General features: G+C 73.0%; 16 protein-coding genes. 6 read left to right on the top strand and 10 right to left on the bottom strand.

All coding sequences use genetic code 11. The features are described from left to right. Nucleotides 1-2: 2 nt before the first annotated feature. On the bottom strand, nt 3-215 hold the full coding sequence (locus tag ABD268_RS20315) for a DUF7218 family protein (RefSeq protein ID WP_344156831.1): 213 nt from the start codon (nt 213-215) through the stop codon (nt 3-5). A gap of 109 nt (nt 216-324) precedes the next feature. Here ABD268_RS20315 and selD point away from each other — a divergent pair, with 109 nt between their 5' ends. After that, the gene (selD, locus tag ABD268_RS20310) at nt 325-1329 is read left to right on the top strand and encodes a selenide, water dikinase SelD (protein WP_344156828.1); all 1005 of its coding nucleotides are present in this window, start codon (nt 325-327) and stop codon (nt 1327-1329) included. A 9-nt stretch (nt 1330-1338) separates the two neighbouring features. Here the strand turns inward: selD and ABD268_RS20305 are convergent, their stop codons facing one another. After that, on the bottom strand, nt 1339-2298 hold the full coding sequence (locus ABD268_RS20305; RefSeq protein WP_344156825.1) for a hypothetical protein: 960 nt from the start codon (nt 2296-2298) through the stop codon (nt 1339-1341). A gap of 106 nt (nt 2299-2404) precedes the next feature. Between ABD268_RS20305 and ABD268_RS20300 the strand changes: the two genes are divergently transcribed. Further along, on the top strand, nt 2405-2791 hold the full coding sequence (locus tag ABD268_RS20300; protein WP_344156822.1) for a DUF5709 domain-containing protein: 387 nt from the start codon (nt 2405-2407) through the stop codon (nt 2789-2791). A gap of 121 nt (nt 2792-2912) precedes the next feature. Here ABD268_RS20300 and ABD268_RS20295 read toward each other — a convergent pair whose 3' ends face one another. The 3 genes from ABD268_RS20295 to ABD268_RS20285 form a co-directional block, all read right to left on the bottom strand. Then, nucleotides 2913-4301: an HNH endonuclease signature motif containing protein gene (locus ABD268_RS20295; protein ID WP_344156819.1), complete on the bottom strand. Its 1389-nt coding sequence runs from the start codon at nt 4299-4301 to the stop codon at nt 2913-2915. Nucleotides 4302-4648: 347 nt separating this feature from the next. Beyond that, nucleotides 4649-5203: a flavodoxin family protein gene (locus tag ABD268_RS20290; protein WP_344156970.1), complete on the bottom strand. Its 555-nt coding sequence runs from the start codon at nt 5201-5203 to the stop codon at nt 4649-4651. Nucleotides 5204-5229: 26 nt separating this feature from the next. Continuing rightward, a complete protein-coding gene (locus tag ABD268_RS20285) occupies nt 5230-6294 on the bottom strand; it encodes an NAD(P)-dependent alcohol dehydrogenase (RefSeq protein WP_344156816.1) in 1065 nt (354 codons plus the stop codon). A gap of 211 nt (nt 6295-6505) precedes the next feature. Here ABD268_RS20285 and ABD268_RS20280 point away from each other — a divergent pair, with 211 nt between their 5' ends. Beyond that, nucleotides 6506-7456, top strand: coding sequence for a universal stress protein (locus ABD268_RS20280; protein WP_344156813.1), 951 nt, complete (start codon nt 6506-6508; stop codon nt 7454-7456). Between the two features lie 55 nt (nt 7457-7511). Beyond that, entirely contained in the window at nt 7512-7922 is a 411-nt protein-coding gene (locus tag ABD268_RS20275) for a VOC family protein (protein WP_344156810.1), read from the top strand. On the opposite strand, the gene ABD268_RS20270 is transcribed toward ABD268_RS20275, so the two are convergent. Genes ABD268_RS20270 through ABD268_RS20260 form a run of 3 tightly spaced genes read right to left on the bottom strand, consistent with a single transcriptional unit; the run spans nt 7919 to nt 9878 of the window. Continuing rightward, nucleotides 7919-8935, bottom strand: coding sequence for a zinc-dependent alcohol dehydrogenase family protein (locus ABD268_RS20270; RefSeq protein ID WP_344156967.1), 1017 nt, complete (start codon nt 8933-8935; stop codon nt 7919-7921). The two genes, ABD268_RS20275 and ABD268_RS20270, sit on opposite strands and share 4 nt — an antisense overlap. Before the next feature lie 2 nt (nt 8936-8937). After that, complete coding sequence (locus tag ABD268_RS20265) at nt 8938-9405, bottom strand: universal stress protein (RefSeq protein WP_344156807.1); 468 nt, start codon at nt 9403-9405, stop codon at nt 8938-8940. Then, on the bottom strand, nt 9402-9878 hold the full coding sequence (locus ABD268_RS20260) for a universal stress protein (protein WP_344156802.1): 477 nt from the start codon (nt 9876-9878) through the stop codon (nt 9402-9404). The genes ABD268_RS20265 and ABD268_RS20260 overlap by 4 nt, the downstream gene beginning before the upstream one ends. 328 nt (nt 9879-10206) lie before the next feature. Here ABD268_RS20260 and ABD268_RS20255 point away from each other — a divergent pair, with 328 nt between their 5' ends. Next, a complete protein-coding gene (locus ABD268_RS20255) occupies nt 10207-10386 on the top strand; it encodes a hypothetical protein (protein ID WP_344156799.1) in 180 nt (59 codons plus the stop codon). Further along, entirely contained in the window at nt 10383-10976 is a 594-nt protein-coding gene (locus tag ABD268_RS20250; RefSeq protein WP_344156796.1) for a hypothetical protein, read from the top strand. The genes ABD268_RS20255 and ABD268_RS20250 overlap by 4 nt, the downstream gene beginning before the upstream one ends. A gap of 9 nt (nt 10977-10985) precedes the next feature. On the opposite strand, the gene ABD268_RS20245 is transcribed toward ABD268_RS20250, so the two are convergent. Both ABD268_RS20245 and ABD268_RS20240 read right to left on the bottom strand, forming a co-directional pair. Continuing rightward, the gene (locus ABD268_RS20245; RefSeq protein ID WP_344156793.1) at nt 10986-12533 is read right to left on the bottom strand and encodes an MXAN_6640 family putative metalloprotease; all 1548 of its coding nucleotides are present in this window, start codon (nt 12531-12533) and stop codon (nt 10986-10988) included. Between the two features lie 130 nt (nt 12534-12663). Then, nucleotides 12664-13062, bottom strand: a complete 399-nt coding sequence (locus tag ABD268_RS20240) for an FAD synthase family protein (RefSeq protein WP_344156790.1) — start codon at nt 13060-13062, stop codon at nt 12664-12666. Nucleotides 13063-13076 lie beyond the last annotated feature (14 nt).

The raw sequence follows: 13076 nt of genomic DNA, 5'->3' as shown, positions 1-13076 counted from the left end.
GGTCAGGACCCGCTGCTGGCCCTGCCGCCCTTGCGGCCGGCCTCCTTCTTCTGCGCGGTGGTGCCGCCCTGGGAGCTGTCGCCGCCCGAGCCGCTCCTCTGCCCGCCGTGCTTCGAGGCCTCGGGGGAGTTGGCGATCTTCGCCGCCCGCTCCTTCGACATGCCCTTGTCCTTGAGCGCCTCGTACTGCTTCTCGTTCTTGATGTTGTCGGGCACGGTTCGCCTCCTCGTGATCGAGATGGGGACCCTGGTGTCGTACCCGACCACCCGGCGAGCATGCTGGGGCTGGCCACTCGACGACCTGTCCCGACGACCGGAGGACCACGTGACGCAGGACCTCACCACCCACCGCCTCACCCAGTTCGCCTCCGGCGGCGGCTGCGCCTGCAAGGTGCCGCCCGGGGAGCTGGAGCGGGTGCTGGCCGGGCTGGGGGGAGCCGCGGGCGGGCCCGCGACCGATGACCTGCTGGTGGGGCTCGAGAACGGCGACGACGGCGCGGTCGTACGCATCCAGGACGACCGGGCCGTGGTCGTCACCGCCGACTTCTTCACGCCCGTGGTCGACGACGCCTACGACTGGGGCCGGATCGCGGCGGCCAACGCGCTCTCCGACGTCTACGCGATGGGCGGCGACCCGGTCGTCGCGGTGAACCTGCTGGCCTGGCCGCGCGACCGGATCCCCTTTGAGCTCGCCGCCGAGGTGCTGCGCGGGGGAGCGGCGGTCTGCGCGGAGGCGGGCTGCCACCTCGCGGGCGGCCACAGCATCGACGACCCCGAGCCCAAGTACGGGCTCGCCGTCACCGGGCTCGCCCACCCCGGCCGGCTCCTGCGCAACGACGCGGGGGTCGCGGGTACGCCGCTCACGCTCACCAAGCCGCTGGGCCTCGGGGTCCTGAACAACCGGCACAAGGCGACCGGTGAGGTGTTCCCGGACGCCGTCGAGACGATGACGCTCCTCAACCGCGACGCCTCCCTCGCCGCCCGGCAGGCGGGGCACGTGTGCGCCACCGACGTCACCGGCTTCGGCCTGCTCGGCCACCTCTACAAGCTCTGCCGCGCCAGCGGCGTCTCCGCGGTTCTCGACGCCGCAGCCGTCCCCTACCTCGGGGCCGCGCGACCCTCGCTCGCCGAGGGCTACGTGCCCGGCGGCAGCCGCCGCAACCTCGACTGGGTGCGCCCGCACGTCTCGTCGTCGGTCGCCGACGACGAGCTGCTGCTGCTCGCCGACGCGCAGACCTCCGGCGGGCTGCTGGTCGCGGGCGAGCTGCCGGGACACCCGGTGATCGGCGAGCTGGTGCCGCAGGGGGAGCACGCGATCACGGTGCGCTGAGGGCGGCGATCAGGCCTCCGGGCTCAGGAGCCGCACGGCGGTCGCCTCGGCCTCCGCATGGTGCGGCAGGTCCTGGCCGGTGACCAGGTCGAACTCGTAGCGCCCGTCGCAACGGGGGCCGAACATGGTGACCGCGGCGGGGCACCAGACGTCCAGGACGCCGGTGCCGTCATCGATGGTGGGCCTGGTCCCGTCGGAGAAACCCCAGATCTCGCGCACCAGGGCATGGACCCGACCCGCGGATCCGGTCGACGCGGCGGACGCCCGCAGGGCCGCGATGGTGGTGGTGGCCCCTCGGGCGTGCTGCTCGTCCGCCGCAGGGCCGACCGACGCCAGCCAGTGGACGGGCCAGGCCGGCGGGTCCCAGCCGATCTCGGCCGCCGCGCCGTACACCGGGTGCGGCTCTCGGCGGAGCCGTGCCCGGAGGGCCTCCTGGAAGGCCTCGTCGTCGAAGAGGTTGAAGACGGACCCGTCGCGCTCATGACGCTCGAGGTGCCCGGCCTCCAGGGTCTCGGCGGCGACCTCGAGGTAGGCGGTCAGGTCGGTGGCCACCAGCACGAACGGGTTGAGCCCGCCGGACGCCCAGGTGAAACAGGCTCCGCCGCGCCCGTGGGGGCCGTCCCGCTCCACCAGCAGGTAGGCGTGGCTCTCGTAGCCGACCGGGAAGAGCAGGTCAGGTGTCATGCCGGGCTGCTGCTGGTGCTCGCGCCAGCACTCGAGCGCGAACGCCGGGCTGGTGGCATGCGGGTGGGGGAAGCAGGTGAGGCTGGACGAGTCGCCGTCCACGAGGCGCCAGAGCTGGTCGACCTCGACCGGCAGCCCGAGTGGGGCGAGCGCGGCGGCGACCTCGTCGAGCACGGTCGGGTTGCTCGGCTGGCTCAGTGGAGCCGCCCCGATTGCGGCCAGCGCGTGCTGGAGCCGGCGTACCGCGGCATCCATGGCGGCACGGCGGTCGGCGTCCTCGGTCACCGGCCGAGGATCCCACTCGTCGAGCAGGCACGCCCGGCTTCGCGAGGCAGGACCAGACCAGTCGTGTGGGGTTTGAACCTCAGGTGCGCGGGCTACGGTCGTGGACATGAGCGAAGACCAGCTGCAGCCCCAGGACACGCTCGACGACCGTGGCGTGGACGACGTCCTCGACGAGGGGATCTCGCCCCCGGAGCGGCCTCGCGGTGTCAACGCCAAGGGCGTCACCCCGCTCGAGGCCGCCGAGGGCGAGACGCTCGACGACCGGGTCCGTCAGGAGGAGCCCGAGGTGTGGGAGCAGGCGGAGGCCGAGCGTGAGGCCGACGTCGTGGACGGTCCCGTGGGTGGCGAGGTCGGCAGCGACCGCTCCGGACGCCTGCTGGCCCCCGACGCGGGCGTCGACGAGGACGTGGACGGCCTGGTGGCCGAGGACGAGGGCATCGACGGTGCCGCCGCGAGCGCCGAGGAGGCCGCGGTCCACACGATCGAGGACTAGGCCGAAGCGCTGAGTCGTAAGCGCTGAGTCGTAAGCGCTGAGTCGTAGGCCCCCAGGAGCGTGCCGGCAGGCTCCAGCGCCCGGTGTCCGGGTGGTGGAGCCTGCTGACGTCAGCTGGTGCTCAGTTGTTGTGGATCTCGAGGGTGCCGAGCGGGGTGACCAGGTAGGAGCGGCCGTGGGGGCCGTGCCATTCGTAGCTGCCGTCGGATCTGCGTCGGTAGCGCCAGCGGCCCGAGGTTTTGCAGCGGTGATGTCGCCGGCAGAGGCAGGCCAGGTTGTGCGGGTTGGTCTGCCCGGGTGGTCCGCCCTCGTCGGGGGGCAGGTAAGGCTCGATGTGGTCCAGGTCGGTGTGGCGGGCGTCGACGGCGCACCAGGGGAAGACGCAGTGGCCGTCGCGGAGGATGACGATCTCGCGGATCTCCTCGCTCGGGTCGTGCCCGTCCACCGCGGGGCACCGGTTCAGGTCGAGCACCGGGCGGATGACCACGTCCTCGGACCGGGCCAGCCAGTCGCGGATCCTGGTCAGGGTGGCCGGGCCGAGCTTCTCCACCTCGCCGACCGCGTCCTGGTCGAGGTGTAGCAGGTCGGCCAGCGAGGCGTGGACGTAGAAGACGGTCTGCCGCCGCCGCAGCACCGCAGTGGTGGCCGCGACCGGCTCGACCCCCGTCGGGTCGTCAGCGTCGTCGTCGCTGTCGCTGTCGCCGGTGAGCGAGCCGAGGTCGAGGGTGGCCTGCTGGGCGGCGATCACGCCCAATGCTTTGGCCTTGCGGATCTCCAGGTCGTCGGTGTCGCCGAGGGCCTTGAGGGTGGCGGCCTGGTCGCAGACCAGGTCGTGGAAGGCGGTCAGGTCGAGGGTGTCGCCGGCGACGTCGAGGTAGCTGGTGCCGTCGGCGTCGCCGGGGGCGGGGTGGCGCAGGGTGACGTGCCAGCCCTTCCTGCCCTGCTTCTCGCGCTGCTCGAGCAGCTCGGGGTGGTACTTGGCGATCGCCATCGCGACCGCGGTCTGGATCGCGGCGAACCCGCACGAGGCCAGCCGGGGGGCGAGCTGCGCGTCGACATACGCGGCGGCCTCGCGGGAGAGGGGGTGGGTGGCCTGGGCGACCTGGCGGGCCTTCCACGGGTCCACGGCCAGGTCTTCGACGAGCCGCCAGATCCGCGGCAGCCGGTGCTGGAGGTCGAGGGCGTCGGCGATCAGCTTCATCCCGGTCAGGGTGGAGACCCCGAGCGCGGCGGCGACCGGCTCGGGCGCGAACGCGGACACCGCGGGGGTGCCCTCCCCGCCCAGCGACTCGTCGACGTTCAGGACCCCGGGCAGCGAGTCGCCGGCCCAGGTGGCCACCCCGGTGTCGGCGGTGGCGGGGTGCCGCACGCACCACTGCGCGGCCAGCCGGAGCTTGGATCGCTCGGCGACCCGGGCCGCGATCTTGGCGTCGTCGAGCAGGGCGAGGAGCCAGTCGGGGTCGAGGTCCTCGACCACCACCGGCTGTCCCATCGCGTCCACCTCGAGCATGGATCAATCCAAGCACCGGGCACCGACAGTCCGGCCCCGAAAACCGCGTGGTTGAGCGGGTCTGGGGAAATCGGAAAGTAAACTTCTCGGACCCGGGATGCGTGGTCTCGACAAGCTCGACCACCGGGGGGCCGACCGGGATGGGGTGGTCTCGACAAGCTCGACCACCGGGGGCGACGCGCATGGCGTGGTCTCGACAAGCTCGACCACCGGTGAGCTCGACCACCGGCGAATCCGGCAGGCGCGTGAGCCGGAGAGCGACCGCAAACCAGCGGCGTACCCGTCCCCGTAGCTGCCAAGGACCGCAACCACCGTCGAGCCGCAGGCCACCTGGTCTACGCCGACGACTACGCCGACTTCGTCGTCGTCCGGGTCCGCACGATCGACAGCAGGTGCCGGACCCAGGTCCGGGCGCGCTCGCGCTCCCCGGTGACGAGGGGTCCCTTGACGTCCTCGACATAGAAGCTCGTCGGGTGGTCGATCAGGTCGATGCCGTGGCCGTGCAGCACCCGTCCGGTCTTGCGGGCGGCCGAGCCCGGCCAGTGCTTGACCTTCTCGACCCGGGTGTCGAAGACCGCCGCGCAGGGCCGCGCCGTGCCGGCGCCGAAGACCTCGTCGAGCGAGGCCAGCCACTCCCGCAGCCCGAGCGCGGCCCGGGATTCGTGCGCGCCCTGGCGCACGGCGTCGGCGCGGGTGCTGGGCCGGCTCAGCGTGAACGCGTGCGTGGGCGCGCCGAGCACGATCAGGTCGCAGCCGGCGAAGTCCTCGGGGCGGACGTGCCGCACGTCGGCGAGCGCGACCTGCACGCCCTCGCCGGCGAGGCCGTCGCCCATCTCACGGGCGAGCTTCTCGGTGTTGCCGAACATCGACTCGAAGACGATCACGGCCTTCAGGGTTGTCATGGTCACCTCGGGAATCTCGGAGCGGCTCAGGGCTGGTAGCTGTCGTGGGGCACGACCACGGCGCGACCGCGGACGGTCCCGTTCGCGAGGTCGCGATAGGCCTGCGCGGCGTCGTCGAGGGTGAAGATGGTCGTCTCGGCATGGAGGATCCGGCGAGCGGCCAGGTCGAGCACCTCGACCAGCTCGCGCCGGTTGCCCCAGTACGTCGTCTGCACGCTCGCCTCGTAGGGGACGCCGAAGAAGGAGACCGGCAGCGTGCCGCCGGCGATGCCGACGATCGTGAGGTCACCGAGCATCCGGACGCTCGCCGCGCTGGCCGCCAGCGTCTCGTCGGAGCCCACGAAGTCCAGGACGACGTCCGCACCCCGGCCGCCCGTCGCGTCGCGCACCTGCTCGGCCAGGCCCTCGCCGGGTGCGAGCACCAGGTCGGCCCCGCAGCACAGGGCCAGGTCACGGGCGGACTCGCGCGGGTCCACCGCGATGACCCGTGCTGCGCACGTCGCCTTCAGGATCTGCAGGCCCAGGTGGCCGAGGCCGCCCACGCCGAAGACCAGCGCGGTGGAGTCCGGGCCCAGCTTGGCCTGCGAACGGCGCACGGCGTGGTAGGGCGTCAGGCCCGCGTCGGTCAGGGGCGCCGCGTCGACCGGGTCGAGGCCATCGGGCAGGGGGACCAGGTGCCGGACGGCCGGGACCAGCAGGTACTCCGCCATCCCGCCGTCCAGGCCGAGGCCACCGCCACCACCGGGCACCGGCGCACGATCGGGGCGCTCGCAGTAGGTCTCGAGACCGTCGAGGCACCGGCCGCACGAACCACAGCCCCAGGCGCCGACGACGGCGACCGGCTGGCCGGGCTCGACGTCGCGCACGCCGGGGCCGAGCGTGTGCACCCAGCCGGCGTTCTCGTGGCCGAGGGTGAACGGCGGGGACCACGCCAGATGGTCGGCCTCGAAGTCGTGCATCAGGTGCAGGTCGGAGTGGCAGGCGCCGGCAGCGCCGACCTGGACGAGCACCTCGCCGGGCCCTGGTTCGGGGACCGGGACCTCCTCCAGCTCCGGCTCGCTCTTCCAGGACTTCAGGCGCAGTGCCTTCATGCTCGACCTCTCGACACGTGGTTCGGACAGCGCGACACAGGCCGCCGCCGGCCTCGGGGCCCAGCCTGCCGTCGGGAGCGCTCCGGACCGAGGGGCGTCGGACCGGTCACCCCCGGGACGTTGGTCCCTAGGTGGGTCCGGGTCCCGAGGCGAGGGTGGAGCCAGCACGCGCCGTCCAGTCCGCAACCGGCGCCGGAGCACGGAGGTCGTCATGTCCGAGCAGAGCCCGAAGCCGGTCGTGGTGGCCGTCGGCAACGACCCTGTCGACAGCGCACTGGAGTACGCCGCGGCGGAGGCGCTGCGCCAGGACTGCGGCCTGCACGTGCTGCACGCGGTGCACGTGACCCCCACCGGTCCCGAGATGGTGCTGCTCGACTTCGCCGAGATCGAGCAGATCGGGTACGCCACCCTGCACGCGGCGGTGGAGCGTGCCGAGGACCTGGTGCAGGGCCGGGTCCCGCTGACCAGCGCGCTCGTGCGCGGCCCGGTCGTGCAGTCGATCCTCGAGGCCACCGCGGACGCCCGGCTGGTCGTGCTCCAGCGCCGCGACCTGTCCCGGATGGCTCGCACGGTGACCCGGTCGACCTCCAGCGGTGTCGCCGCGCACGCCCACGTGCCGGTGGTCTCCGTGCCCACCGGCTGGACCGAGTCGAACCACGACGGCGGGCTCCGGCCGCTCGTGACCGTCGGGGTGGACATCCCCGAACGGTCCGCCGCCGTGCTCGCCGTGGCGGCGGCCGATGCGCGTTCCCGCGGGGCGCGCCTGCACGTGCTGCACACGTGGTGGTTCCCGAGCGTCTACGACGACATCATCATGAGCCGCGTCGAGAACGACGCCTGGGCCGAGCGCGCGCGGGAGGAGATCCAGGGCGTCCTCGACGGACTCGGCGACGTGGTGGCGGAGCTGCCGGTCGAGATCGAGGCGCGGCACGCGCACCCGGCCGACGCCCTCATCGACGCCGGTCGCGACTCGTCGCTCCTGGTGGTGGGCCGGCACGATCCGCTGGTGCCGATCGGCTCCCACCTCGGACCGGTCGCGCGCGCGGTGCTGCGCGAGGCCACCTGCCCGGTCATGCTGGCCAACCCCACCCACGCCCACCGGGTCAGCCGCACCACCCACCACTCGTCGAGCTCGGCCCCCGAGCCCTTCGTGAGCTTCTAGCCGGCTGGGGCCTGCCTCGAGGTCCGGCTCTCTGATCTCGTGGCAAGATCGCGGGATGTTGCGACTCACCGACTTCATCATCGACTGCCCGGACACGATGAAGCTGGCAGCCTTCTACTCCGGGGTGGTGGGGCTCCCGACCAAGGAGGGCAGCAACGAGAGCTGGGCCGGTATCCAGCTCGGCGAGATCGAGCTGGCCTTCATCCAGGTGGAGGACTACCGCGCCCCGCAGTGGCCCGACAGCGAGCACCCCAAGCAGTTCCACCTCGACTTCGAAGTCGACGAGATCGAGGCCGAGCAGCGCCGCGTCCTGACCCTCGGCGCGACCCTGCAGCGGGACTGCATCGGCCCCGACGGCTACGGCTTCCGCGTCTACGCCGACCCCATCGGCCACCCCTTCTGCCTCTGCCGCAACAAGGGCGTCACCTGGACCGATCAGGGCCCCATCTGGCCCAGTCGCCACTAGCAGGCGCTCGACCAGGGCATCGTCACGACCGCCGAGCCGCTGAGCCGGCCGGCGGCGAGATCGGCCAGCGCCCGGTCCGTCTCGGCGAACGGGTACGTCGTCGCGTGCACCCGGACCCCGAGCCGTGCCGCCAGCCGGAGCAGTTCCTCGCCGTCGCGACGCGTGTTCGACGTGACCGTCCGCAGGTCCCGCTCGTAGAAGAGGTGTCGCTCGTAGTCCAGCGACGGCACGTCAGACATGTGGATACCGGCCAGCGCCAGGGTGCCGCTCCGGTCGAGGGCCTCGAGCGCCACCGGGACCAGCGGGCCGGCGGGGGCGAACACGATGGCCGAGCTCAGCGGGACGGGCGGTCGTTCGTCCTCGCCGCCGACCCAGGTCGCCCCCACCTCCGCGGCCAGCCGACGGTTCCCCTCGCCGCGGGTCATCACGTACAGCTCGGCGCCCTGGGCGAGCGCGATCTGTGCCGTGATGTGCGCGCTGGAGCCGAAGCCGTAGATCCCGAGGCGCCCGCCGGGCGGCAGCGCCGCCCTCCGCAGCGCGCGGTAGCCGATGATCCCGGCGCACAGCAGCGGGGCCGCGTGCACGTCGTCGTAGGCCTCCGGCACCCGGTAGGCGAAGGCGGCAGGGACCACGGCGTACTCCGCGAAGCCGCCGTCCGCGTCCCACCCGGTGTACGCCGAGGCGGGGCACAGGTTCTCCGCGCCGCGACGGCACCACTGGCAGGAACCGCAGGTACGGCGCAGCCAGGCGATGCCCACCCGGTCGCCGACGGCGAAGCGGTCGGTGGCCGCACCGGCCCGCTCGACCACGCCGACCACCTGGTGGCCGGGCACGACGCCGGGCCGCCGAGGCGTCAGGTCGCCCTCGACGAGGTGGAGGTCGGTCCGGCACACGCCGCACACGCGCACCCGGACCAGGATCTCGTCGGGCGCCGGCCCGGGCACCGGTCGCTCGGTCAGCTCGAGCGGATGCTCGTCCACGGGCGCCGACCGCGGGACCGACCACGCCCGCATCGTCACCCGTGGGTCCGGGCGAGCAGCGGCTCCAGCACCTCGGTCTCGCCGGCGTCGGCCACGACGATCGCGACCGGGCAGTCCACCCGCTCCCGGCAGCGCTCGGCGAGCTCGGTCCGGGCCTGTTCGACGTGGTCGGCGCCGGCGCCGACCACCAGCATCCGCCGGCCGCGGGCCCGCAGGCTGAGGGCCTCCTCCGGCCGGGCGTTCTCCAGGACGGCGGACACCGCGACCGCGTCGGTCGCGGCCGTCCGCGCCTCACGGATCGCCTGGTGCTGGGCGGTTCGGGCGCGTTCGCGTGCGTCGCTGTGGTGCCCGGGCACCTCGCGCACGAACACCGGGCCGGTGTGCGGCCAGGCCGTCACCACCTCCACCTGGTAGCCGTGGTCCGCCGCCTCCGCCAGGGCCCACCGGAGGGCCCGGACGCTGCCCCGCGAGCCGTCGACGCCGACGACGACGGTGCCGCTCACGGCAGGACCCCGGGAAGCGCGGGAGTGACCTCGAGCCCGGCCAGGGCCGCGCTGACCACCTCGTGCTCCTCGTGCCGGGGACCGGGGACGAGCACGACCGGGCAGGTGGCCCGGCGGGCCACCTCGGCACAGGTCGACCGCTCGGTGATGCCGTGGCCCGGCCCGTCCCGGCGCTGCAGCACGACCTGTCTGGCCCGTGAGGCGCGCTGGACGATGACGTCGGCAACCGGGCCGGCGTGGGCGAGCTCGGTGCTGACCCGGGGTGCGCCGGGCGCCAGCTCCCCGGCGCGCACCGCGGCGTCGCGCAGGAGCCGCTCACCTGTCGCGTGGGCCGTGGGTGAGCTGCCGGGCACCACGACGTGGAGCAGGTGGACCGCACAGCCGGCGCGGCCGGCGGCGTCCACTGCGTAGCGCAGCGCGGGAGCGGCGTCGTCGTCGAGGGCCACGAGGATGGCCGGGCTGTCCGCAGGCATCGAGCACCTCGCTTGTCGGGGGTCGGTCGGTCGGGAGGCACGCAGGTGGGCAGGCGCGTCCTCGAGCCCGCCCCGGCGCCCAGCCTCCCGGTGCGGCAGGGGGTCCCGACAGTGACCAAAGGCCCGATCCGGTCGGGCCGTCCGGGGGGAGGGGGGTCGGGGTGCCGGCCCCGGGCCATGCCGCGCAGGACCCACGGCACCGGCGTGCGGGGACCTCCGGCCCTGACCCGGTCCGCGACGGCCGCGACACCGTGGGTGCCAGGAGGTGTTGGACATGTCGACGGACGCTTCGACCGGTCACGGGCCGGTGCCACGCACGTTTCACCGCATGGGGCGCAGGTCCACCTCCACTCCGACCTTCAGCGAGCGCCGACCCGTCACCGGCTCGATCGTCACGATCTGTCTCCTGGTGCTGCTCGGCGTCGCGGTCGGCGCGGCCCTCGGAGGGGCGCTCGCCATGGCCGTCCAGGGAATCCTCGACATCGTCACGCCGTGGATGAAGCCATGACCCTCTACCGCGCCTGCTGGAACGTGGTGGCCGCCGTGCTGGTGGCCGTCGGCCTCACCCTGGCCCTCGCACGGCTGGGCGTCGCCGAGGTGCTGGCGGTGTCGATCCCGCTGGCGGGCATCGCGGGCCTCTACGCCTATCTCTACGCGCCGGCCGGCGGCGGTGGCGTCGGGCACGTCTGCGCGTGGGCGCTGCGGGTCGGGATCGGCGCACCCGCATTCGTGGGCCTGCTGGCCCCCCTCGGTCCCCAGGCGCTGCTGCCGCTCGTGGCGTTCCTCGCCGCCGCCCCCTCGGTCGTGGCGTGGCTCCAGCAGCGGTACCTCGCCTCGGAGCGGACCTGGTCGTCCCGCCCGTCCTTCGCCGCGCGGATCAGCGACCGGGACCTGGCGATGGCCTGGCAGTCCAGCTACGTGGCCCTGCAGACGACGACCGACGTGAGGACCAAGGCGCGGATCGTGCAGGTCCGCACCCTGCTGCTCGACGAGCTCGAGCGGCGCTCCGCCCCGTCGCGGCGCACCCGACGCTGGGTGGCGAGCCCGGACCACCTGTACGCCGCCCGGACCCGCCCCTGGGACTCGGCCAGCCTGTGAGCTGCCGCGTCAGCGCTTGAAGGCGGCGACCGTCAGCTTGTAGGTGCTGGCGTTGTCCTTCGCCTTGCCCCGGCAGGAGAGGCTGGTCTGCTGGTGGCAGTCGAAGCGGGTCGAGGCGTTCACCGCGGTGATGGTCACCCGCTTCACCTCGCCGCTGCTGAACCCGAACGTCGTCCTCCCGACGCCGCTGCGGCTCAGCCGGAGGGTCTTCTCGACCTGGTGGCCGCCGGCGCGGGTCACGACGACGCGCACCGCGGGGCTCTTCGCGAGCCCCGGGCCGTCGACGACGACCTTGCCGCGCCAGCGCTTGCCCGCCAGGGAGTCGTCGGGCTTCATGACCGCGTTGCGCGAGGCCATGTGGTTGATCGTGAGCTTCGTGCTTCCGCGCAGCTTGTCCCGGGAGAGCTTCCAGCGCTTGTCGATGGCGGCCTTCGGCCAGCTGCTGCCCTCGGCGTAGTTGCGTGCCGGGGCGGTGTTGGCGGAGGCGTAGCGGGAGAAGACGTCGGTGAACCCGCCGTGCCGGCCCAGCACGGCGGCCACGGCCTCGGTGGAGTACTTCTTGCCGCCGTCGGGGAACTCGCCGGCCGCGTTCCAGATCCGCCGGACGATCCCGGCGCCGAAGTGGCTGCTGAGGTACTCGAAGAACGCCCAGTTGCCGTACTGGTTGAAAGTCCACTGATGGGAGACGTCGAGCGACGAGGACGACAGGTGCACCTGGCCGTAGGGGAGGTACTGCCGGTTGTCGTTGATGCCGTCGGCGAAGCGCTCCTCCATCCAGGTGGAGGTCGCCTCCATCAGCCAGGGGTCTTCCTTGTAGTCGTAGCCGAACTGGACCGCGTGGAAGAACTCGTGCGCCGCCGTCACGCGGAGGCTGTCCACGGGTCGGGCTCCAGAGAACTGCGAGGAGTCGAAGTCGTTGTCCAGGACGCAGTAGCCCGAGGCCTCGCGCTTGCGGCCCGGCTTGAGGTACTCGGCGGCGCAGTAGCCGTACAGCCCATCGTTGCCGATGTCCTTGAGGTAGACGTCGAACAGGTTGTTGCCCCCGTGCTTGCCGTCCTTGACCGGCGCGCGGTAGTTCAGGCCGCCGACCTCCTTGGCCCAGACCTGGTTCATGGTCCGCAGGGTCTTGTCGACCCAGCTCTTGCTGGGCGGAGCGTCGGAGGTGGTGGGGACCCAGTGCAGGCAGAAGTGGCCCTTGCACTTCCGCTTGGCCGAGACGGTGTAGCCGTCGTAGTTGGGGTCGTTGGTGCCGTCGGTGGGACGGGCGAGCACCGCGCGAGCCTCCCGGCGCTCGCTGCCGCTCAGGTCGGGCATCGCGGCGAAGAGGTCACGCATCGCGAGCGTCCCCTCGGAGTGCGAGCCCGGTGCCGCAGCGGCCGTGCCGGACAGCACCTCCCGGGCGTGCTCGAGGGCCAGGCGCGCGTTGTCCTGCGCCAACAGCCCCGCGAGCGGCTCCGACGGCGTCACGGTCGTGTCGGTCGCGGACGAGGCCGTGGCAGGAACCACGGACAGGGCCGTGGCCAGTGACACCACGGCGGCGGCGATCGAACGGCGCATTGTTTCCCCTTGGTCTCGCAAGTGATGGGCGACGGCGCGTCGACCGCCGTCCGGACGCCGAGCCGGTCCGGACCACGGGCCACCCTAGACGTCGACGGTGACAGGGTCCCGGAGGCACCGGCCGGTCGGCTCAGGTGGCCGAGGAGATCTTCTCGATCAGGGCGGTCGTCGAGATGGCCGGCGTACGCGGGAGGTAGACGACCTCGCAGATGTCCTCGAACTCGTCGAAGCGCCCCGACCAGTCGTCTCCCATCACCAGCACGTCGGCGCCGTGCTGGAGGATGTAGTCGCGCTTCAGCTCGAGGCTCTCCTCGACGAAGACCTCGTCGACGGGCTTGAGCGCCGCCACGATCGCGAGCCGCTCCGACTGGCTGAAGACCGGCTCCCGGCCCTTCTTGCGCAGGTTGAGCTCGTCGGCCGACACGCCGACCACCAGCCGGTCGCCGAGGGCGGCGGCGCGCTCGATGACCCGCAGGTGCCCGACGTGGAAGACGTCGAAGGTGCCGAAGGTGATCACGGTGCGAGCCATGCGGGGGATTCTGA

The organism is Nocardioides koreensis (genome assembly GCF_039531775.1).
In the GTDB taxonomy this organism is placed as follows: domain Bacteria; phylum Actinomycetota; class Actinomycetes; order Propionibacteriales; family Nocardioidaceae; genus Nocardioides; species Nocardioides koreensis.
Note: the sequence above shows the minus strand (reverse complement) of the source record. Positions and strands in the feature narration are given on the sequence as shown.

Excerpts from the sequence above, each read along its gene's own strand:
- ABD268_RS20300 (WP_344156822.1), top strand. The coding sequence starts at position 2,405 with ATGAGCGAAGACCAGCTGCAGCCCCAGGACACGCTCGACGACCGTGGC.
- ABD268_RS20295 (WP_344156819.1), bottom strand. The coding sequence starts at position 4,301 with ATGCTCGAGGTGGACGCGATGGGACAGCCGGTGGTGGTCGAGGACCTC.
- ABD268_RS20290 (WP_344156970.1), bottom strand. The coding sequence starts at position 5,203 with ATGACAACCCTGAAGGCCGTGATCGTCTTCGAGTCGATGTTCGGCAAC.
- ABD268_RS20285 (WP_344156816.1), bottom strand. The coding sequence starts at position 6,294 with ATGAAGGCACTGCGCCTGAAGTCCTGGAAGAGCGAGCCGGAGCTGGAG.
- ABD268_RS20280 (WP_344156813.1), top strand. The coding sequence starts at position 6,506 with ATGTCCGAGCAGAGCCCGAAGCCGGTCGTGGTGGCCGTCGGCAACGAC.
- ABD268_RS20275 (WP_344156810.1), top strand. The coding sequence starts at position 7,512 with ATGTTGCGACTCACCGACTTCATCATCGACTGCCCGGACACGATGAAG.
- ABD268_RS20270 (WP_344156967.1), bottom strand. The coding sequence starts at position 8,935 with ATGCGGGCGTGGTCGGTCCCGCGGTCGGCGCCCGTGGACGAGCATCCG.
- ABD268_RS20260 (WP_344156802.1), bottom strand. The coding sequence starts at position 9,878 with ATGCCTGCGGACAGCCCGGCCATCCTCGTGGCCCTCGACGACGACGCC.
- ABD268_RS20255 (WP_344156799.1), top strand. The coding sequence starts at position 10,207 with ATGGGGCGCAGGTCCACCTCCACTCCGACCTTCAGCGAGCGCCGACCC.
- ABD268_RS20250 (WP_344156796.1), top strand. The coding sequence starts at position 10,383 with ATGACCCTCTACCGCGCCTGCTGGAACGTGGTGGCCGCCGTGCTGGTG.
- ABD268_RS20245 (WP_344156793.1), bottom strand. The coding sequence starts at position 12,533 with ATGCGCCGTTCGATCGCCGCCGCCGTGGTGTCACTGGCCACGGCCCTG.
- ABD268_RS20240 (WP_344156790.1), bottom strand. The coding sequence starts at position 13,062 with ATGGCTCGCACCGTGATCACCTTCGGCACCTTCGACGTCTTCCACGTC.